The sequence below is a fragment of the Sedimentibacter sp. B4 genome (assembly GCF_000309315.1).
GTDB lineage: Bacteria > Bacillota > Clostridia > Tissierellales > Sedimentibacteraceae > Sedimentibacter > Sedimentibacter saalensis.
This window is the reverse complement of record NZ_CANG01000010.1, coordinates 32,897-54,458: the sequence shown is the minus strand read 5'-3', so window position 1 is coordinate 54,458 and position 21,562 is coordinate 32,897. Positions and strand designations below refer to the sequence as shown.

Genomic DNA, 21,562 nt, shown 5'->3' with positions numbered 1-21,562 from the left:
ATATATTTTGGCAACAGCATTGACAGATCTATAAAAAAAATTCCTGAAAGTGCCGTTTTGTTATAGGAGGAAAGATGAAATACGACAAAGACAGTTATAAGCAGGTTGTTGATGAATTTACGCCAAAAAATAAAATGCTTAAAAATTGCTTTTATGCTTTTATATTCGGTGGGGCAATCTGCTTGCTTGGTGAAGTATTTAAAAACATATTCATTTCGGGCCTCGGCGCAGCTGAGGAAGATGCAGGTCCAATGGCATCTGTTGCTCTGGTTGGGCTGAGTGCCCTGTTGACAGGTTTGGGATGGTATGACAAGTTGGGCAAGTATGGAGGAGCAGGAACAGTTGTTCCAATAACAGGTTTTGCCAACTCTGTTGTATCTCCTGCTCTTGAATTCAAGAGGGAAGGATATATTTTGGGAACTGCAGCAAATATATTCAAACTTGCAGGCCCAGTATTGGTTTTTGGCTACTTGGCATCATTTATAGCAGGTTTATTGAAATTAATAACAGGATAAGAAAGGAAATATAAGTTGAAAAAAATCGGCAAACAAACATTCAGCATAAAAGACAATGTATTCATAAGAGACACATATACTATTGTGGGCAAAAAAGAAGGCCAGGGACCTTTGGGCAATAAGTTTCACATGGTTGTTGAAGACGACCTGTGGGGAGAAGATTCTTGGGAAAAAAGCGAATTGAAGTTTCAGAAAACCGCAGTTGAAAAGCTCATGGAAGCAAATCAGTTGAAAAAAAACCAGATAGATCTCATGATTTCAGGAGATCTTTTAAACCAGATAACATCTTCTTCGTTTGCTGCAAGGGCCATACAGCTTCCTTATATAGGAGTGTACGGAGCATGCTCAACAATGGCTCTTACCATGGGATTGGGATCACTTTTAATCGACGGTGGATTTGCTGAAAACATAATTTGCGTAACATCCAGCCATTTTTGCAGCGCAGAAAGGCAGTACAGACTTCCGCTTGAAATGGGTGGACAAAGGCACATGTCTGCTCAGTGGACAGTTACAGGTTCTGCAGCTGTGTGGCTTTCTAAAAATGGAAGCGGCGGTCCAAGAATAAAAAATGTAACATTTGGAAAAATAACCGACCTTGGAGTTAAGGATGCCAACAATATGGGAGCTGCCATGGCGCCTGCGGCATATGACACTCTGAGCCAGCATATTAAAGACACGGGAATTAATTATGATCTTATTGTTACAGGAGACCTGGGAACAGTCGGTAAGGGAATAGTAAACAAAATGTTCAATGAAGATAACAACAGCATAGAAAACAAATACGATGACTGCGGAACAATAATTTTTGATATTGAAAAACAGGATGTTCATTCCGGAGGAAGCGGATGCGGATGTTCAGCAACAGTCTTTGGTGCTTTTTTGTATAGGAAGCTATTAGATGGAGATATTAAAAAGCTATTGTTCACATCAACAGGAGCATTGCATTCTCCTACAGCTACACTGCAAGGTGAAAGCATTCCTGGAATAGCCCACAGCGTCGGAATTGAAATTTAAAGGAGAAATTATGAATTATATAATGAGTTTTGTGGTGGGGGGCATAATATGTGTCATTGGGCAGATAATCATCGATACATTCAAAAAGAACAATGCCTATCTGCTGGTTCTAATGGTTGTAGCCGGAGCTGTTCTCGGATACTTCGGAATATACGACAAGCTGGTTGAAATAGGGTATTCGGGAGCAACAGTGCCTCTACTTGGATTTGGTAATACTCTTGCAAAGGGAGCCATGGAAGAAGCGGCTTCTAAAGGCTTCATGGGAGCATTAAGCGGAGGAGTGATAAAGACTGCACCCGGTGTTGCAGCTGCCCTTATGTTTGGCTACATAGTTGCTGTCGTGTTCAACCCGAAGAGCAATAAATAAGGCTATTGGCAAACTAGTTTGCCAATAGCCTTTTTCTATAAAAATACTTTTTAATAAAGATGTTGTAGGGGATATTGTATCCGCCTGCGGGAGGACAGTGTCTCTCCCTTAATATGTCTTGCCAAAAATCTGAGATTAGGCTGAGCCTAATCTTTATTTAATTGGAAATTGATTCAATTATGTTGTCCAGCGGAACTTGTGAATCACCAGAATCTTCTATGATGTCGTTAATGATATCTTCCAGTGCTCCGCCGTTGTTGTTTCCGTTTCCGTTTCCGTTGTTGTTTCCGTTTCCGTTATTACCGTCGTTTCCGTTGTTATTGTTTTCGCCTGAGTTTTGCTCATTCTGCCACTGGTCATAATGCCATTTAGTGTGGGATGTGCAAATCTTTGTAGGAACCTGATACTGATAATCTGCAGTGATTATGCCTGAGAATGCTAAATCAGCTACCGGAACTCCAAGCACATGTGTTATATGCTTGTTGGCATCAAATGTTACCTGACCAGCGTAAATTTGTTCTAATTCTTCAACAGAGAAAGTGACTTTGTCTTCCAGTACCTGTTGATATAGTTTTTTTGCGTCAAGGTTGCTTGATTTTGCTTCAGGATCGTAAAGAGGATCTCTGTTTACAAATACTCTTTCTTCCAGCAGGTTTCCTGGACAAAACGGTGATGCCAGCAGATTTGTGGTTGTGCAGACCTGGACTTTCACATGTACATCACATGTTTCTGTTGGTTGAGTTCCAGGAACAAAGTATTCTGTAATTACCTGGCTTCCTCTCTGGTCATGCTGGCATAGGTCAGAAGGAAGTTTTCCTGATTGTGCACATACCTGTACAGGTATTAAATTTGGATTAAGTGCAAATTTTGCAGGAGCCAATCCTTGGTGAATAGGTGTCATTATACCGCTCCACAGCCTTGCTGTATTTCCGCTGTCTCCTGATAGTTTCATTTGAACATTGTCATTTCCAACCCAAATTCCTCCTACATAGTAAGGAGAGAATCCTACAAACCAGAAATCTCCGTTTGCCTGAGTTGTACCTGTCTTTCCTGCAACTTCTATTCCCATTTCTGCAGGAAGCTTAGCTTTGTATGAAAGTCCCGGATTAACCGTGGATCTTAATATATCCTTCATGAGTGAAGCAACTTCAGGGCTTACAACAGTGTGGGTTTCAGGAATTTTTTCAAGAATTGTCTCACCCTTGCTGTTTGTAACTGTTGTATATACTGTAGGTTCTATATAAACACCATCATTTGCAATTGCTCCATAAGCTGCAGTCATTCCAAGAGGAGTGAATCCCTTTGTAAGCCCTCCCAGTCCAAGAGATGCAAGATTCACATCATTGTATGCAGTATTTTCTGCCGGAGAAACAAATGAGTCTTTATCAGGACTATTTGCATTTATTAGGCCAAGTTTTGTAAGAGAATCTATTGATGCATCCGTTCCGATTGTTTCAAGCATTGAAACTGCATTGGTGTTGATTGACTGTTCAATTGATTTTCTTAGTGTAATTTTTCCCCAGTACTTTATGTCCTTGTATTCATACCAGTTTTTAGGCCATCTGTCTCCGTTTTCGTTGTATCTTGGCAGGTCATCAAGAACGTATGCTGCTGAATAACCAAGGTCAAGAGCCGGAAGATACACAGATAATGGTTTTATGGTTGAACCAGGCTGTCTTGTAGCATCTGTGGCACGGTTGAAAGTCTTGCTTCCTTCGATATCTCTTCCGCCAATAAGCGCCTTAATTTTGCCTGTCTTGTAATCAAGAATTACAGTTGCTGACTGAGGCTGGACTGTTCCGTTTTCCTGGAAGAAGAAGTATCCTTCGGGAATTCTAAGAACATTGTCGCTTCCCACAACAAACATTTCAGCATTTTTTTGAACATAATCTTTTGGAATCCTGAAGCTTCCTTTTGTTCCTTTTTGTTCAAGAACCTCATAATTGCTTCCAATGTTGAGAGCACCTATTTTGTGTGAAACAAAGTTTAATTTTTCGTCAACGGTGTATCCGTCAACTATGTCTACAGTTGAAGCATAAATGTCGAATTTCTTAGAACTTATTACAAGGTTTCCTTTTTCATCGAAATAATATTCATCAGCATTAAGATAAATGCTGCCACTTGCATCCATTATATTGTCAAGGGCATAGTATATGAGCTGGCCGTTTTCATTTAATATATTAAGATTTGAATCAAGGCTTCCTGTTCCTTGACCATCAGACCACTTAAAGTATCTCCAGTCCTGGGCTATGGGCTTATCTCCTGAGGGAGCTACACCAAGAAACAATGTTGCAAAATTGCTGTATGAATCTTCCAGTGACTGCTGCATGGAAACATCGATGGTTGTTGTTATTGTAAGTCCGCCTTTGTAGATGTAACCTTCCGCATCTTCATAAGACATGCCCTGTGAAGCCATTAAGTCCTCAATTACTTTTTCTTTAACATAATCCATAGGTGTTGAAGATATTCCTTCAACTTTTGTCTGACCAGGATTTAAAGCTTCTCTCATATCTTCAGCCAGGGCTTTGTCGTGTTCTTCCTGAGTTATGAGACCTAAATCAAGCATTCTGTTAAGAATTACTATCTGGCGGTCAATAGCATTTTGATTGTACACGCATGCATATTGAACGGAACCTATGTAGACGTAACCTACAATATCTTCTTCGGGAATTTCTGTTATGTCTTCAAGGTTGTATCTGTTGAAAGGTGCATAATAAACTGTGCTCTTGGCAGCTCCGGCTAAAAGTGCACTTTCAGCCAAAGTAAGCTCGTTTACATCCTTTGAAAAATATGTGTGAGCTGCTGTTTGAACTCCATATGAACTTTGACCAAGTGGAATTGTGTTCAGATAATTTTCAAGAATCTGTTCTTTTGAAAGTTTTCTTTCCACTTGAAGTGCAAGGTAAATTTCTTTAATCTTTCTTTCCCAGGATTTTTCATTTGTTAAATATAAATTTTTAACCAGCTGCTGGGTGAGAGTGCTGGCTCCCTGAGCAGTAGGGTCTCCAACTTTTACGTTGTGCAGCAGTGAACCAGCAATACGCTGGATGTCAATACCCGGGTGATCCTTGAAACGATGATCTTCAATAGCAATGAAAGCATTCTGCAAATAAAGAGGAATGTCGCTTAATTGTACGATTTCCCTGTTTTCATTTGGGTCATGAATTTGCTCGATTATATTTCCGCCTTCATCAACTATAACGGAACTTTCAGTTAAATTTGTAAGAACATTTGTGGGGTCGATTTCAGGAGCACTTTTCATAATTCCAATAACCATTCCTGCAACGGCTCCGCCCACAATAATTATAGCTGCAAGAATAACAAGAAGAGCAACTCTGAAAATGACTTTTCTTTTCTTTTTTGCTCTTCTCTTTTTACTTATCTCTTTTTTTGTATCTTCACTTTTACTTTCTATTATCTCTAAGTCCTTTTTATTTTCTTTTGACATATTTACCTCCGTTAGAACTACATTACTAGTATACCTCAAAACAATCTAATATTGTCAAAGATTTAAAGTTCTTACATATTATATAATAGAAAGGGTGTGAAATCAATAGTTGAAAAATCGGAATGGAACATTCATCAAATTCATGTTGCTGTTTTTAATGTTTTTTGCTCTGCTTGCTTATTACTATGTGGAAGTGAGCATCAAGCCTACTATTGCATCAATTTGTGAAGTGAAAGCCAAAGTAATTGCAACGCAAATAGTAAATGATACAGTGAGAGAAGAACTTAACAAGGATGCTTTAAAAGAACAAATTTTAATACCAACATATGACAGGGACGGAAGAGTTAACATGATAAGAACTGATGCCATGGTAATGAATACCATATCTTCCAATATTGCCAGGAACGTGCAGCAAAAAATTGTAGAACTTAAAAACCAGACATTTACAATACCTCTTTTTACAGCACTGGGCAGCCAGCTTCTTGCAGGAAAGGGACCTAGGCTGAACTTCACAATTCTTCACCAGGGAAGCGTCCTTGTGGATTTTGTAACTGAATTTGCAGAATCCGGTATTAATCAGACAAGATACAAAATATACATAACCGTTGATGTTGAAATAAGCGTTTTAAGCCCGGTAACAACCAGCAGAACCACCGTTGGAAGCAATGTGCTCATTGCAGAAGTAGTTATTGTAGGAGATGTTCCTGATTCGTACATGAACCTTCCGTCCCTTAAAAATGAATAGATATTGCAAAATTTGTTCTTAAGTAGTATATTTACTTGTGTACAGAAACATAATACATATGTTAAAATAATGTACAAATGATATATTCGGAGGATACATGGATAAGGAAAAATGTTTAATAGTTGCAGTGCAATTATCTACAGATAAAGCAGAAGAAAATGATATGGAAGAGCTTGAGCTGCTAGTTGAGGCAGCGGAAGGCGAAGTTGTGTCAAGTATCATCCAGAACAGGCAAAGCATAGACAACAGATATTATGTGGGACAGGGAAAAATAGAAGAAATTGCTGCTTATGTTAAGGAACTTGAAATAGACACAGTTGTGTTCAATGATGAGTTAAGCGGTTCACAAATAAGAAATATAGAAGAAATAATAGATGCAAAAGTAGTTGACAGAACAAATCTCATACTTGACATATTTGCAAAAAGAGCCCTCACAAAGGAAGGGCAGCTTCAAGTTGAGCTTGCCCAGTTAAAATACAGCCTTCCTAGGTTAATAGGGCTTAACAACAACCTGTCAAGAACCGGAGGAGGTATAGGCACTAGAGGTCCGGGAGAACAAAAGCTTGAACTTGACAGAAGACGCATAAAGGAAAAAATCAACGACATTCAAAATCAGCTTGAGGACCTTGGAAAAGTTAGAGAAACAAAAAGAAAGAAAAGAATGAAAGATCAGATCCCCATAATTTCTATTGTAGGCTATACAAACGCAGGGAAATCAACGCTGTTAAATGCGCTCATGGACAGCGAGTACAGTGAAAAAGATGATGCTGAACATAAAAAAGTATTTGCACAGGATATGCTATTTGCAACTCTTGACACTGAACTGAGAAGAGTTACACTTCCAGGCGGCAAGAAGGCAGTGTTTTCAGACACGGTTGGATTCATCAAGAAACTTCCTACACAGATTGTTGAAGCATTCAAGGGAACTCTTGAAGAAATCAAGTATGCAGACCTAATAATTCACCTCATAGACATAAATGATGAAAATTTGCAGCTGCACAAGGAAACTACAACAAAACTTGTTGAAAAAATTACCGACAAGGAAATTCCTGTTTTAACAGTGTACAACAAAGTAGATAAAATATTGAGCGACAAAATAACAACTGTTTCAACAAATGACATATTGTACATTTCGGCAAAGACTGGGTTCAATATTGATATGCTTCTTTCAACTGTAGATTATAAAATAAACGAAAGCAGCAGTACATATCTATTAATGATACCAAACAGCGATTTGAAAAATTATTACTGGATTTATGAAAACAGAAAGACAGACAATGTTGAATTTGGCGGAGAAGGAGTAACCCTTGAAGCAGTATTGTATGACAATGAAAAAGAACAGTTCAATAAATATATAACGGGTATTAAGAATGAGTGATTATAAGTCTATTCATAAGGCCGGAAGAGATGAAATAATTATAAACAAATCTAAATTCATAGGTTCAGCATCTCCTGTTGCAAATGAACAAGAAGCAATTGAATTCATAGAAAAAATGAGAAAAGAATTCAAGGATGCAACACACAATGTATATGCCTATGTAATAGGAGAAAATTCAAACATACAAAGGTATTCAGACGACAAAGAGCCGTCCGGAACCGCCGGTATGCCTGTGCTAAACGTTATAATGCAGGAAAATTTAAGAAATGTAGTTGTTGTTGTAACAAGATATTTCGGAGGAGTGCTGCTTGGTGCTGGAGGACTGGTGAGAGCATACACCAAGGGAGCAAAAATCGGACTCGAAAAAGGCATTATAGTTGAAAAGAACCTGTACTACCAGGTGTCCTTTTCCATTGAATATTCGCTTTTAGGAAAAATGGACAATGAGCTTATGAAAAACGAATTCATTGTCAAAGATAAAATATATTTAGATCAGGTTGAGTTTCACCTTGTTGTCAAAGAAGGAGAAACAGATAAAATCAAGGACATTGTAATGGAAATTACAAGTGGTCAGGCTGAAATCACTGTGGGACAGGCTGAGTATTATTCCGTCAGGGACGGAAAAATAGTGGAATAAAAATAATATAAATAATATGTATAATTTTATCTAAAATATTTGAAATATTAAAAATTGTATGGTAAAATACGATGTTATATTAAACGTAGGATAGTAAGGAGGAAATATGTCAGGTCATTCAAAATGGAAAACTATAAAAAATAAAAAAGGTAAGGCAGATGCACAAAGAGGTAAAATATTTACTAAGCTGGCAAGATACATTACAGTAGCTGTCAGAGAGGGGGGGCCTGATCCGAACTATAATTCATCACTGGCAACAGCAATTGAAAAAGCAAAATCACAAAATATGCCTAATGACAATATAGACAGAGCAGTAAAAACAGGTATGGCCGCAGCATCAGGCGAAAACTTTGAAACAATAACATACGAAGGCTACGGACCAAGCGGTACAGCATTTATGGTTCAATGCCTCACAGACAATAAAAACAGAACAGCTGCAGACGTAAGACATTATTTTTCAAAAAATAATGGAAATCTTGGAACAACAGGATGTGTAGGTTACCTGTTCAGCAGAAAAGGTATCATTGAAATTGAACTAAGCGATAGCATAGATGAAGAAACTCTAATGATGCAGGCTTTGGAAGCAGGAGCAGAAGACTTTGAAACACAAGATGACAGCTATGAAATTACAACAGCACCTGAAGACTTCATCAAAGTACTGCACGCCTTGAAAGAAGCAGGATACACTAACATAAAGGGTGACATCATGTACATCCCTGCAACTACAGTAAAAGTTGAAGATGAAGAAAATGTTAAATATCTTGAAAGATTAATAGAAGCTCTTGACGACTGCGACGACGTCCAGGAAGTGTACCACAACTGGGATGAACCGGAAGAAGAGGAAGAAGAATAGTATCTCATAATAACTCATTCTTCATATAATTTTTTAAATTATATGAAGAGTGAGTTATTTTAGTTTGCCACAAATTTATTTAATTTGTCTTATTATGTTATTTATCTTTTTACATATAGATTTATTGCTGCAACTACCTGGATCACATTCAAATGCATTTTTGTTTTTACGTCCACTATTTAAATTTAATAAAAGACAGACTAAATTACAGGTTATACAAATGTTGAAACTAATCAATTCATTGAAGTTGCAACATTCTTTATCAATAAATTTATTTAGTTCTTTAGAATTATTTTTAATTAATTTTGATAGTTCAAATTCACCTATATATGCAACTGATTGAAGTTCTTTTAGATGATCCATTATTGAGTCAATTTCACATGAGCTAAAACCAACTGTATTTAATAAGGTTAAGATTTCACTAAGTTTATATTCAAGAATTCGTTTTTTATCGCATATTACATCAATAAAACTAGTTATTAAACTATCCAGTTCTGAAAGCTCTTCTTCATTTATACACATCTTTAATGCACAGCTCATTTTTACACTTTCACCGAAAATTAATTCGGCAAGTCCTTTTTCTTCTTTAAAAATAGAATTAATGAGTTTTTTTATTGTGCAAAACATTTCTTTTTTAATTTTTATAAAGATATCGAATTCAGAATCTTTAATAAATTTAATGAGACTAATAACTGTTCGTAATTTTCTTAAAAGTATCATGTTTTTTTCGACTATTAATTTCATCAATGTTATAACGAGATTATTGACTTGTTTAATATCATCAAAAGTACAATAAGATGCAATATTTGTTACACCTTTTCCTAATTTATCTATTAAGTAACCTAACGAAGATTCTTCTGTCCCTATACTTTCTAAAACAGAATTTAAATTGTTTAGAAGTTCAAATTGTTCATTGTAATCTAAACAGCCAATTCCTTCCTTTTGTATAAAGCTAAGGGTTTCTCTTAATTTATTTTCTAAAATATTGTTTTTTTGTATTATAGTCTTCAAAGTTCGTATTATACTTTGAATAATATCAATGAAATCACAGACAGTAATGCAATGATTTATTGCATTACATAACAAGTTTGATTGAGCTTCAAGTAATGATGCAATAGAATACTCTTCGTCGGCTACAGATCCAACAATAGAAACAGCATTACTTGGTATTCCTTCAATAGGAAAATTCATATTATCATTATAATTTATATTTGACATAGTCATACTCACATTCCTTTAGATTTTGTACATTTCATAAAAATTAACAGCCTGTATTATATTTTATACAGGCTGTCTTGATATGTTACATTATATGTTACATTATATTTTATCAGTAAGTATAAAAGGCTCATGAAGCCTGAGCCTTTTATTACATTATAGTGATAATATGAAATTAATAACTTCTAAATTCTTTTGTTGTAATATCATGTTCTTTAATGTGATTGATTCCAGTAAAGTTGTTGCACTATCGTTTACAGCAACTAAGTTTCCAATGTTGCCAGGTGTAATTCCAGCGATAGCGTTGATTTTTAATGCTTCAGTGCCAATAAGTGCTGCAAGTGAAAATTCCTCATTGGCAATTGATTGTTGAAGATTAGATAATGTTGCAGCGAATACTGCCAATTGTGCAGGTGTAAAACCTAATGCAAGCAACGCAAGTATATCTTCAAGTTTAGCTTCCAGAATCATATTTTTCTGAACTACTATATCTATAACAGATGTGATGGTATTATTGAATGCTAATAAACCAGGTATACCTGCTGCGTTAGTGGTTAAAGCTACTGCTCTGTTTAATTTAGCTGCTTCACCTTCAATTAATACGGCAAGTCCATTTTCTTCAACAACTATTGAAGTTATCAGACTATTTATTGCAGCTATTGTTGCTGCTACCTGTGCTGCGGATGGAGTCGGGAAAGCCTCTGAATTATTAATTATAAATCTAACAAGTCTTCTCAATTTACTTAAAAGAACAAGATTCTTTTCTGTTATAACTCTCAATAGTGATATTACAATTTGGTCAACAGCCTGTAATTGTGCTAAGGTAAGGCTTGGGGCTAACAACCTGACTGCATTACCCAATGCTCTAATCAAATTACCCAATGCATTTTCTTCATTTGCAATTCTAGCAAGAATTGCTATTAAATTATCTACAAAAACTGGAGAGATTATAAACGGTTCATTATCAATATAGTTTAAAGTTTCTGTTAACTTTGCTTCTAAGACTGTATTTTTCAGCAAAACGGTTTTCATTGTACGTGTAATGCTTTCAGCCAAATCAGTAAAATTAGCAAAAGTTAAAGCAGCGCCGGTTAATAATGATAGTTTATCTGCTTCTTCTTGTATTATAGCTGCAAGAGCATTTTCTTCTGAAGCAACTGAACCTACAATATTAAATGCAGCAGTTGCATTTAAGCCAGGGGTTTGTTGAACGTCAACATCATTTTGTACATTATTATCTTTTATGCTGTCACTATTTATATTAAATATATTTGCCATGATTTCTCACGTTCCTTTATAATATTATACAGGTATAGCCTGTACAACGTCATAATATTCTCGTGTCCCTTTTGTGTTCCACATTATTTATGTAAAACTCCCTGTCTTTAATAATTTAAAAGACTAATCAATTAGAAGCGATATGGATGACGTCCAGGAAGTTTACCACAACTTGGATGAGCCAGAGGAGGAGGGCGAAGAATCTAATTATACTAATGATGCCATATTTTAAAAATATGGTGTTTTTTTGGATTTTTGTTGAAAAATGTAACCAAGCTATTTGTAAATCATATTATATTATCATAGTCGTATATTTTTACGACAAATAAATAAAGGAGCATGATAATTATTATGGCAGAAGTATTACAACAACAATTTGATTGTCCACTTATAGCAGATTTTACCGGAACAGATGTTCCTGTAACAATAGCATTTAATGGAGTAACCCAAAATAATGGTACTCAAACATTTTGTTACACTGTAACGCAGGTTGAAGAACCAACTGCTTTAAGTCACTTTGTTTTAGGAATTTGTCCTAATATTACAGAAGATGATCTTGTAGAAGTAACAGTTACTATCAATGGTGAAGAGCAAATAGTTATAATTGGGGATAACGTTGAGATTTTTAACCCACCAGCTACAGATCCTGTAACTGACTGCCCAGGTATTAAATTTGACTTTGGGTTAGAAGAAGCAGGAGATGTTATGGTTGTATGTTTTGAAATAATGGGAAATTTCGATGTCGGTCCTGTTGAAGCATGTATTACTGGCGGAGGTTTTGTTGGAACAGGCGAATTTGTATGCGGACCAGTATGCGGAGAAGTTGAAATATGTGAAACTACAGTATTCCAAACACTTGATGTTTGTGTACCGATTACTATTACGCCTGAAACTATAGTAGGACCTATAGATGTAAGATGCTGCGGACCTGCAACGGTATCTTTGACTCCATGTCCAATGGAAGGTGAACCAAACTGCGTATTCTTCGTAAGACAGAGATTGTGTGCTGAAGTTCCAATTAGATTCAGTGCATTGGGCGAAGATGGTCCACCTGTAGTAAATTGTGATGAACCAAATCTGGAAGAATGTGAAAATTGTCCAACTAATGGTGACATTGGAATATAAAAAATTTAAATAATATCATATAGAAATAAAGGGCCTGCGATAAGCAAAGCCCTTTATTGTTTAAAAATTCGGTAACTAAGCTGTCATTTATACATAAAATATTAGTATAAATTAAGATATTTGTATAAAAAAGGAGCATTGCTATGTTTAAAGATAAAAATAAGATTGATATAGAAAAATTTGATACTCTTTGCAATGAAAATGGTTGTGATGTAAACATTTTTCAAGATCTTGATGTATGTGTACCAATAACAGTTGAACCATTTGTAAAATTACATGAAGCAGAAGTAGAATGTATTGATGAACCATATATAGTGTCAAGTCAATATAATTCAAAAAATAAAAATGGTACTTGCAGATTTAATTTAGCACAAAAACTTTGTATAATGATTCCAATTGAATTTAAAGCAAAAACCAGCAACGGTCCCACTTCGGTAATTTGCGGAGATATTTCAGACGATGATTGTCCTTCATTTGATTGTGGAGAGAATGATGAGGATGATTGTGAAAAAAGGAGCTCATTCAATTTTTACATTAAGGGAAAACGAGTTGAATAAGATTTAAATGTGCAAAAAATATGCCGTATCTATTACAGCATATTTTTTGTATATTAAATTATTAAACTTCGGGGGCGGACCATAGATATTATTTATATTGAAAAATGATGGGGATGTTGATATTATAGTTACGAGGTGAAACTGCAATGAATTTAATGAAAGAATGCATCATATGTCCAAGAAACTGCAAAGTTGACAGAACAAAAGGGAATAGGGGATACTGCAGAGAAACTGACAAGTTAGTTGTTGCCAGAGCTTCTCTTCACATGTGGGAAGAGCCGTGTATTTCAGGAACAAATGGTTCTGGTACTGTTTTCTTTTCAGGATGTTCTCTGGGATGCATATATTGCCAAAATTTCAATATATCAAATGGAATGTCAGGAAAGGAAATTACTACAGAAAGGCTTGCAGAGATTTTTCTCGAGCTTCAGTCAAAGGGAGCCCACAACATTAATCTTGTAACCCCAACCCATTTTGTAGTGCAGATAATGGATGCTATTATAATGAGCAGAAATAAAGGACTTAACATTCCTATAGTCTACAATACAAGCGGTTATGAAAAAATTGAAACCATAAAAATGCTTGAAGGACATGTTTCTGTATATCTTCCTGATTTAAAATATATGGATGAAAATATTGCAAAAAAATATTCAAACTGCCAGGACTATTTTTCACATGCATCTAAGGCCATAGAGGAAATGGTGAGACAGACAGGAGAAATTGAATTTGATGAAAATGGTATGGTTGTAAAAGGTGTAATTGTCAGACACATGACTTTACCTGGATATCTTGATGATTCCAAGAACATAATCAGATACCTCCATGAAACATATAAACATAAGATATACTTAAGCATTATGAACCAGTACACGCCCCTTACTGAAGTATCAAAGTATCCTGAAATAAACAGAAAGATAACTGAGGATGAATATGATGAGCTTGTGGATTATGCTGTTGACATAGGCGTTGAAAATGGTTTTATACAGGAAGGGGAAACTGCCCTTGAAAGTTTTATACCGGTTTTTGACAAAGAAGGAGTATAACTGGTTCTATGATTTGAAGCGCTGCATTACATATGCCTTGAAAGATAGAAAGAAGATAATGTAAAAATTGACAATATAATGATAAAAAATATTTAATATCTCCCCTAAATTATTCTTATAAACTGCCGATATGTTTCTTAAGATTTAATAGTGACAATTAAGATCAATTCAAATAAATTAACTGAAAAGTATCAATTTATTCATAAATTGTCAATTTATTAAGCATATGATTTTGAGGAGATATGAAATTATGGTACGTAATAGAAATTTGTTAGCTAAAATTCTTTTATTCATTGGTGTTCCGGTTGTAATAGCGTTTTGTGCAACGGCAGTATTCATATTGCAAAGAGTGGGTGATTCAGTAAGCGATTTAACCCAAAGTGAACTTGCTTCTAAATCTGAAACTGCATCATATCAGGTCAGTGAATTTTTCACTAAACATTTATCAATTGCTGAGCAGATGTCTACAAATAGCCAGATAGAAAAAGTATTTGAAGAGACTGTTCCCGGAAAAATCATTACCGAAGTTAACAGCTTTGCTGATGCAAAGAAAACCATGGTCAATGTGCAGGAAACAGATCCTAAAAATATAGTGGTTTCATGGATAGCTGATGCAGACACTAATCAGCTGACACAATCTGATGACTACTTGCTCTCTGAAGGATGGGATATGAAATCGAGGCCATGGTATGCTTCTGTAACGGAAAAGCAGAGTGTTGTGCTTACTGATCCATATCAGGATACAGTAACAGGCAATATAATTGTAAGTGCAATCTGCCCTGTATATGAAGAAGAAACCAAGGAGTTTCTGGGTGTTGTGGGAATAGATTTCTCAATTGAAAATATTGGGTTGTTAATGAAGGAATATAAGCTTGGGGAGACGGGTTTCTATGTTTTGGCCACAAGCAATGGACAGGTTATTTATCATCCTGTTGAAGAGTATATAAATAAGAGCATTTCTGAGACAGATATGTCTGAAAATATTAAGAATGCCATTGAAAACAATGAATCCGGACAGATTGAATATGAGTCACAGTCACAGAAAACACACGGATATGTATCAAATGTTGGAGATTCAGGATGGGTAGTTGCTACAGGGCTGCCTGACAAAGAATTCAACAAGACATTTAATTCTGTTCGAAATGCCATTCTTATTTCTTTCAGTTTGGCAATTATAATAATTTTTGCTTTGATTGTAATTATTGCAATGGGAATTGTAAAACCTTTGAAAAAGCTCAGAGGTATTGCAAATGAAATAGCCGATGGAAATTTAAATGTTCAGATGGACATACAGTCACGTGATGAAATTGGACAGGTGGCAGATGCCATTGATAAAACCGTTGTAAGGTTAAGCAAATATATTGACTATATAACAGAAATATCAGAGGCATTAAATACATTTGCAAAAGGGGACATGTGCATTACTCTTAATCAGGATTATGTTGGTGAATTTTCTCCGATTAAAAGAGCTTTAAATGATATTTCTTTATCCCTCAGCAATTCACTTTCAGCCATTAACATATCAGCTGAACAGGTAAATGAAGGAGCTTCACAGGTTGCTGACGGTGCTCAGGCTTTATCATCAGGAGCCACAGAACAGGCAAGTTCAATAGAGCAATTATCTGCATCCATAAATGAAATATATGAATCCGCAAATAAGAATGCAGAAAATGTATATGCAGCATCAAAGTATGCAGATGAAACTGTGCTGGAAGTTGAAGACAGCAACAATTATATGGAAAAAATGCTGCTGGCAATGAATGAAATTGAAACGACATCAAATGAAATAAGCAAAATAACCAAAGCAATTGAAGATATAGCTTTCCAAACTAATATCCTTGCTCTTAATGCTGCAATTGAGGCATCCCGTGCCGGCAATGCAGGCAGAGGATTTGCAGTTGTTGCTGACGAAGTTCGAAACCTGGCTGCAAAATCAGCAGAAGCAGCAAAAAATACTGTTAATTTAATTGAAAAATCTATATCATCAGTTAAGGAAGGTTCGGGAATCGCTCAGAATACAGCAAAGTCACTTGAAATTGTATCAACGAAAACAAAGTTTGTTAAAGATATTATTTCAGAAATTGATAATGCTTCTCAGGCTCAGGCATCTTCCATCTCTGAAATAAATAAGGGTATAGAACAAATTTCAGCCATTATTCAAAACAATGCCGCAACAGCTGAAGAAAGTTCGGCATCAAGCGAGGAACTGTCAGCACAGGCGGCAGCATTAAAAGAGGAAGTAAGTAAATTTAAATTATTAAGTGAATAAGAAAACTAAGTAATTAAATAAAATGAAAAAACGCTCGTTTAAATTAAACGAGCGTTTTATTGCAATTAGAATGTTTTTAAAAAATCAGGAATATTGAAATCCATAGATATCGGGTTGCTTTCATTTGATACTTTTTCCTTATTTGAAGAAGAGGCAGCTGCCTGGGAAATTTCTTCTGCAATGTCAAAGCCTGTGGCAACTACTGTGATTTTAATTTCATCTCCAAGAGATTCATCTATGTTTGCACCGAATATTATATTTACCTCTGGATCTGAAGCTTCTTCGATAAGCTTTGCAGCTTCGTTTATTTCGTGAATTCCCATGCTCAAACCGCCGGTGATGTTTAATATTACTCCTCTTGCTCCATTGATGGATGTTTCTAGAAGAGGACTTTGAATAGCCTGTTTTACAGCAGTGAGAGCCTTATGCTCACCGCTTGCCTGTCCTATGCCCATATGTGCCAGACCCTGATCAGACATGATTGTCTTTACATCGGCAAAGTCAAGATTCACAATTGCCGGTATTGCTATAAGGTCTGAAATTCCCTGAATGCCTTGTCTTAAAACGTCATCTGCCAGAGAAAAGGCCTCAAGCATGGTTGTTTTCTTGTCAGTTGTTTCTAAAAGTTTGTCGTTTGGAATAACTACAAGGGTATCTATGTTTTCTTTAAGCTTTTTCAAACCTTGTTCTGCGTTTTTCATTCTTTTTCTGCCTTCAAACATAAAAGGCTTTGTTACGACTGCAACTGTAAGTATCCCTTGTTCTTTTGCTATCTTTGCAATGCAGGGAGCTGCACCTGTTCCGGTTCCGCCGCCCATGCCGGCTGTTATGAACAGCATGTCTGCACCTGCAACCAATTTTGCTATTTCTTTTTCATTTTCCAGAGCTGATTTTTCACCGATTTCCGGTTTTGCTCCTGCACCCAGACCACTTGTCAGATTTTTTCCTATTTGAAATTTTATATCTGCTTTTGAGTTGGCCAATGCCTGCTTATCTGTGTTTACGCTTACAAAAGTGACACCCTTGACACCTGCTTCTATCATTCTGTTTACGGCGTTGTTTCCGCCGCCGCCAACTCCAATTATTTTAATGTTCGCAAGTTTTTCTGATGTATCTTCAAATTCAAACATAAGTCCTCCTGTAGAGATTTCTCTCTATGCCAAAAATATTAAGTATTATTACTATGGTATTTTACAATGCTTTTTAAAATTTTGCACGCTTTATCTTATAATATCGTCAAATATTATAAAAAAGTTATATTGAACAATATAACTTTTTAAAATTAAGCAAAAAAATAAACCAAAAAACGAATTGGCTTTGTTCTATTGACTTTTAGAATTTCACATGTTATATTAATGGTTGATATAAAAATAAACATTTATAACAAGATAACATAAATATAACACAAAATCATCATTTTGTCAATAGTTTTCTGAAAAATATTTTAAGGAGTGTTTTATGGAATTTAATGTTGCAGCACTTTCATCTTCAATAGTACAAAAACAAGCAATCAACGAAATAATCATGTGCAATGATTTTACAGGGGAGTACGGTCTTGTGCTTACATTGGAACAGGCAGCTGAGCTTGTGGAAACTCGTTTCACATCATTGTCTGCAAACGGACGAATTGAATTGGGAGGAGGCGTTATAGATAAAATTATAAAAGAATTTTGCGACTCACCATATATCACTAGATATAACTATGCTGAAACTCTGCAAGAACTGCTTAAATTATTTTATTTTTATAAAAATGAAACTCTGGACTTGTTAAGTGATGATGATCTTATTAAGTTTATGAAAGATTCATTCAATAATACCTGTTGCGGATCAATTGAGCTGCTTGCAGACCGTGAGCTTAATAAAATGGCCAACAACCTTAGATATGGTTATGCTCCATCTTATTCAGAGGATACATGTGAAACTCATGAGGAGGACGAAAATGAACAATATTGAAAAATTAATTCATATAGATAGAAAAAAATTAAATGAAGAATTTTATTTCAGGTCATTGATTGAAGAAGCAGCAAGTCTAGGGATGATTGATGAAGAAGATGTTGAAAATATTCAGTATCAATGTTTAGAACTCTTAAAACACAGGATTGAAAAATTAAATCAAGGGGAAAGCAGTTCTGTAAGGGTTGAAATTGCAGAAAAGATTATGATATCAAATTTATATACTGTCGGAATATGGCTTAAGACAATGGACAATGCAGATGAAGCAATAAAGGAAATAAAAAAGACACACATATCACTCATTTACGAAAAAGGAAGAAAAAGGATTGATACTAAGCTTAATTCAGCCCGTCACATTCACATGATGGTTCTTAAAAACTTTCTTAAAACTGATAATTACACATATAATGCAACACTCAAGGATGGAATAACTGGATTTTTCAAAATATACAATCCTGACTATGAAGCTCATGAAATACGCATAACTGCAGATTATCCACTATCAATTCCTGTCAGTAATCTAGCAGGAATTGAGTTTGTGCTTAAGTATCTGGAAAATATATATTATGAAAATATGTTTTGTGCTTATTTTTCATCTGAAGATATAGAGCATTTGATGTTTGGATATTCAAAGGATTACAAACTTTTAGTGATTAACATATACGAAGTTGTACTTAATATTGCAATAGGTTGTAAAATTGCAGGGAAAAAGGCTTTGGACTTAAATATAATGCAGGTTCACAGAAAAATTGCAGCAGATAAAATGTTCTTAAAATCAGAAGAGGAAATAGAAAAAATTGTCATAATGGCAAGTGAAGAACTGGAAGAAGAACTTAACATAAATAACATTTACTTGAAACAATATATAAAGAACAGTCTTCCGAAAGTAATATCTTCTATAATCAATGCAGCAAAACTCAGCACTTATGAAAATGTGTTTATATCAAAAAAATTTCCGGAATTAAATAGAAAATTCAAATTTGACTATGGAATTAAAATGGATGATGAGTTGTACAGGAGTACGGTTCAAGAAATTACCCAGTGCCGTTACTTAAGTGATAAATTGCTTATTATAAAAAGAAAAATTAAATCAATAGCCGATATGGAAGATTTGCTACTGGAAGATGAACTGTCCGAAAATGAAATAAATGCTGTGTTACAAGGGTTTGACATGATTGAAACTGCAGCTTTGGCAAGGCGTCATGATTTTAGAGAGGAGAACAAATCTGATTTAAGCATTGAAGAATTGAAATTAAGGAATTGTCTGGAAAAATTTATAACCATGCAGGAAGAAAATCATAAAAAGCTTTTTTTGAAAACTATGGATCTCATGGAAGATTAGCAAAAGTTTACATAAATCTACAAATTATGATTAAATTGTTTGAAAAAGGGTAAATAAATTCAAAACAATAAAATAAATAATCTGTCAAAAAATAAAGGTTTATATATTGAAAGGAGAGGAATGAATGTCTGTTATAAAGAAAAGTATTGTTATTGATCGCCCTGCTGAAAAAGTTTATAAACTTGGTACAGATCCGACTAAATGGCATGAGTGGTATGTCGGACTTTCGAAACCGGAGGAAATGCTGGGAAATGGTGCAACAGGGACTAAAATGACTCTAAAATACAAAATTCTTGGCGTTGATCTTCCAATATCTTGCGAAGTAGTTGAAAATACTGAAAAAGGTGATTGCTATGTGTGGAAGGGAATAATTAAGGGCTCAATTAATTCCACACAGATCTGGACATATGTTCCTGAAGAAGAAAGCACTGAGGTAATGATAGATATTGAATATGAAGTTCCGGGTAATATACTGGGGAAATTAGCAGATATTCTTGTTGTAGAAAAAATTCAAGACAGTGCAATGGAAGAAACATTAAGCAATCTTAAGGAAATTTGCGAAATTTAATTACCAATTGCATGATAAATTATAAACCAGTACGTCATTTTTATAAACTTTTATAGAAGATGACGTCTTTTGTCAAAATAAAAAGTAACCAAGCTGCCCGAGATGAATATTATGTATCTTATTTCGTGCAGTACATGGAATAAAAACGGCACATGCAAATTTACACTGGTGCAGAAACTTTGTGTAATGGTTCCTGTAGAGTTCAGGGAGGCTGCCAGAAGCGGTCCGACATCTGTAATATGCGGAAATGCTTCGGATGAAGAATGTCCGACTTATGTATGTGATGAGTAAGGAGAAACAGAAGAAAATCAAAGATATAAATTTTACATCAAAGGTAAAGGAGTATAAACATTGGACTATGAACAAACAATCCGTTATGTTCTGTAAAAGATAACGGGTTGTTTTATTTGTATAGTTTGCTAAAATTGAAAAACTTATTAAAAAAGTAAAAGTTTTAAGTATATTGAATTTTCCGTTGAATATTTATGATAAATAAGTTATAATGGACAAGATTTATGTTAATTAAATAACAAACTAACATATGTCGGAAACACAACTTATATTGAGGGGAGCGATATCTTTGTCTAATAATGAAAAAAAGGGTTTCCTTGACAAAGAAACCACACGACGCGAGTTTTTAAAATTATCCGGTAAAGGAATAGGCGGAACATTTATTTCTTTATCATTGTTAAACCTTCTTGGATGTACAAACACCAATGTTGAAGAAGTTGCAGCATTTCCGCTGGCTCAGGGAGTACTGATTGCTGACAGAGCAAGATGTACAGGCTGTCTCAGATGTGAAACAAACTGTTCATTGGTAAATGACGGAAAAGCAATGCCTTATATATCAAGAATTAAGGTAAGCAGAAACTACAACTTCGGTACTGACGGACCAAAGCTTGCATATGCATATGAAGACGGAGCTTTTGGAAACAAACTCATGTCACCAGAAACATGCAGACAGTGTGCTGAGCCATACTGTGGAAAGGCATGTCCGGTTGGAGCAATCTCAACCAACGAAATAGGTGCAAGAGTTGTTGACGAAGCAAAGTGTGTTGGATGCGGAACTTGCACAAAAGCATGTCCTTGGACTATGCCTACTGTAGATCCAGAAACAATGAAATCTACAAAATGTGTAAACTGCGGAACTTGCGCTGCAAATTGCCCTACAGGAGCATTAAGAATAGTTCCTTGGGAAGAAGTAAAATATGCTATGCGTAAACTTGGTTACAAAGCTTAATCAGTATTAAAA

Annotated in this window: 20 protein-coding genes; 16 read left to right on the top strand and 4 right to left on the bottom strand. The window is 35.2% G+C overall.

The genetic code is table 11. The annotated features are described in order from the left end of the window. The first annotated feature begins 74 nt into the window (after positions 1-74). The 3 genes from spoVAC to spoVAE are packed head-to-tail and all read left to right on the top strand — an operon-like array spanning position 75 to position 1,896. Positions 75-515 carry a stage V sporulation protein AC gene (spoVAC, locus tag BN358_RS02170; RefSeq protein ID WP_019227689.1) on the top strand — a complete coding sequence of 147 codons (441 nt, stop codon included), beginning with the start codon at positions 75-77 and terminating at the stop codon, positions 513-515. A 15-nt stretch (positions 516-530) separates the two neighbouring features. Continuing rightward, the gene (gene spoVAD / locus BN358_RS02165) at positions 531-1,529 is read left to right on the top strand and encodes a stage V sporulation protein AD (protein WP_019227688.1); all 999 of its coding nucleotides are present in this window, start codon (positions 531-533) and stop codon (positions 1,527-1,529) included. A gap of 10 nt (positions 1,530-1,539) precedes the next feature. Further along, entirely contained in the window at positions 1,540-1,896 is a 357-nt protein-coding gene (gene spoVAE, locus BN358_RS02160; protein ID WP_019227687.1) for a stage V sporulation protein AE, read from the top strand. Between the two features lie 157 nt (positions 1,897-2,053). On the opposite strand, the gene BN358_RS02155 is transcribed toward spoVAE, so the two are convergent. Beyond that, on the bottom strand, positions 2,054-5,344 hold the full coding sequence (locus BN358_RS02155; RefSeq protein ID WP_019227686.1) for a transglycosylase domain-containing protein: 3,291 nt from the start codon (positions 5,342-5,344) through the stop codon (positions 2,054-2,056). Positions 5,345-5,453: 109 nt separating this feature from the next. Between BN358_RS02155 and yunB the strand changes: the two genes are divergently transcribed. From yunB to BN358_RS02135, 4 genes are all read left to right on the top strand, one after another. After that, positions 5,454-6,089 carry a sporulation protein YunB gene (gene yunB / locus BN358_RS02150; protein ID WP_019227685.1) on the top strand — a complete coding sequence of 212 codons (636 nt, stop codon included), beginning with the start codon at positions 5,454-5,456 and terminating at the stop codon, positions 6,087-6,089. A gap of 97 nt (positions 6,090-6,186) precedes the next feature. Continuing rightward, positions 6,187-7,467 (top strand): GTPase HflX, encoded by a 1,281-nt coding sequence (gene hflX, locus BN358_RS02145; RefSeq protein ID WP_019227684.1) that lies wholly within the window; start codon positions 6,187-6,189, stop codon positions 7,465-7,467. Next, positions 7,460-8,104: a YigZ family protein gene (locus BN358_RS02140; RefSeq protein ID WP_019227683.1), complete on the top strand. Its 645-nt coding sequence runs from the start codon at positions 7,460-7,462 to the stop codon at positions 8,102-8,104. The genes hflX and BN358_RS02140 overlap by 8 nt, the downstream gene beginning before the upstream one ends. Before the next feature lie 106 nt (positions 8,105-8,210). Continuing rightward, a complete protein-coding gene (locus BN358_RS02135; RefSeq protein WP_019227682.1) occupies positions 8,211-8,957 on the top strand; it encodes a YebC/PmpR family DNA-binding transcriptional regulator in 747 nt (248 codons plus the stop codon). Between the two features lie 75 nt (positions 8,958-9,032). On the opposite strand, the gene BN358_RS02130 is transcribed toward BN358_RS02135, so the two are convergent. Continuing rightward, entirely contained in the window at positions 9,033-10,175 is a 1,143-nt protein-coding gene (locus BN358_RS02130; RefSeq protein ID WP_157593220.1) for a hypothetical protein, read from the bottom strand. Positions 10,176-10,331: 156 nt separating this feature from the next. Then, entirely contained in the window at positions 10,332-11,453 is a 1,122-nt protein-coding gene (locus BN358_RS02125; protein WP_019227680.1) for a hypothetical protein, read from the bottom strand. 351 nt (positions 11,454-11,804) lie between these two features. Between BN358_RS02125 and BN358_RS22170 the strand changes: the two genes are divergently transcribed. The 4 genes from BN358_RS22170 to BN358_RS02105 all read left to right on the top strand — a co-directional run bounded on the left by BN358_RS22170 (position 11,805) and on the right by BN358_RS02105 (position 16,447). Continuing rightward, positions 11,805-12,578, top strand: coding sequence for a hypothetical protein (locus BN358_RS22170; RefSeq protein ID WP_019227679.1), 774 nt, complete (start codon positions 11,805-11,807; stop codon positions 12,576-12,578). 143 nt (positions 12,579-12,721) lie between these two features. Beyond that, the gene (locus BN358_RS02115) at positions 12,722-13,135 is read left to right on the top strand and encodes a hypothetical protein (protein ID WP_019227678.1); all 414 of its coding nucleotides are present in this window, start codon (positions 12,722-12,724) and stop codon (positions 13,133-13,135) included. A gap of 146 nt (positions 13,136-13,281) precedes the next feature. Next, positions 13,282-14,178, top strand: a complete 897-nt coding sequence (locus BN358_RS02110; protein WP_019227677.1) for a radical SAM protein — start codon at positions 13,282-13,284, stop codon at positions 14,176-14,178. Positions 14,179-14,428: 250 nt separating this feature from the next. Then, positions 14,429-16,447 (top strand): methyl-accepting chemotaxis protein, encoded by a 2,019-nt coding sequence (locus tag BN358_RS02105; protein ID WP_019227676.1) that lies wholly within the window; start codon positions 14,429-14,431, stop codon positions 16,445-16,447. A gap of 65 nt (positions 16,448-16,512) precedes the next feature. On the opposite strand, the gene ftsZ is transcribed toward BN358_RS02105, so the two are convergent. Further along, positions 16,513-17,577: a cell division protein FtsZ gene (ftsZ, locus tag BN358_RS02100; protein WP_019227675.1), complete on the bottom strand. Its 1,065-nt coding sequence runs from the start codon at positions 17,575-17,577 to the stop codon at positions 16,513-16,515. 328 nt (positions 17,578-17,905) lie between these two features. On the opposite strand from ftsZ, the gene BN358_RS02095 reads away from it, so the two are divergent. The 5 genes from BN358_RS02095 to BN358_RS02075 all read left to right on the top strand — a co-directional run bounded on the left by BN358_RS02095 (position 17,906) and on the right by BN358_RS02075 (position 21,550). Further along, on the top strand, positions 17,906-18,400 hold the full coding sequence (locus tag BN358_RS02095; protein ID WP_019227674.1) for a DUF6323 family protein: 495 nt from the start codon (positions 17,906-17,908) through the stop codon (positions 18,398-18,400). Next, a complete protein-coding gene (locus BN358_RS02090) occupies positions 18,387-19,742 on the top strand; it encodes a DUF6179 domain-containing protein (RefSeq protein WP_019227673.1) in 1,356 nt (451 codons plus the stop codon). Before BN358_RS02095 ends, BN358_RS02090 begins: the two co-directional genes overlap by 14 nt. A 124-nt stretch (positions 19,743-19,866) precedes the next feature. Beyond that, positions 19,867-20,310 (top strand): SRPBCC family protein, encoded by a 444-nt coding sequence (locus BN358_RS02085; protein ID WP_019227672.1) that lies wholly within the window; start codon positions 19,867-19,869, stop codon positions 20,308-20,310. Positions 20,311-20,412: 102 nt separating this feature from the next. Beyond that, on the top strand, positions 20,413-20,601 hold the full coding sequence (locus BN358_RS02080; protein WP_198018332.1) for a hypothetical protein: 189 nt from the start codon (positions 20,413-20,415) through the stop codon (positions 20,599-20,601). Between the two features lie 289 nt (positions 20,602-20,890). Further along, positions 20,891-21,550 carry a ferredoxin-like protein gene (locus BN358_RS02075; protein ID WP_019227670.1) on the top strand — a complete coding sequence of 220 codons (660 nt, stop codon included), beginning with the start codon at positions 20,891-20,893 and terminating at the stop codon, positions 21,548-21,550. Positions 21,551-21,562: the final 12 nt, after the last annotated feature.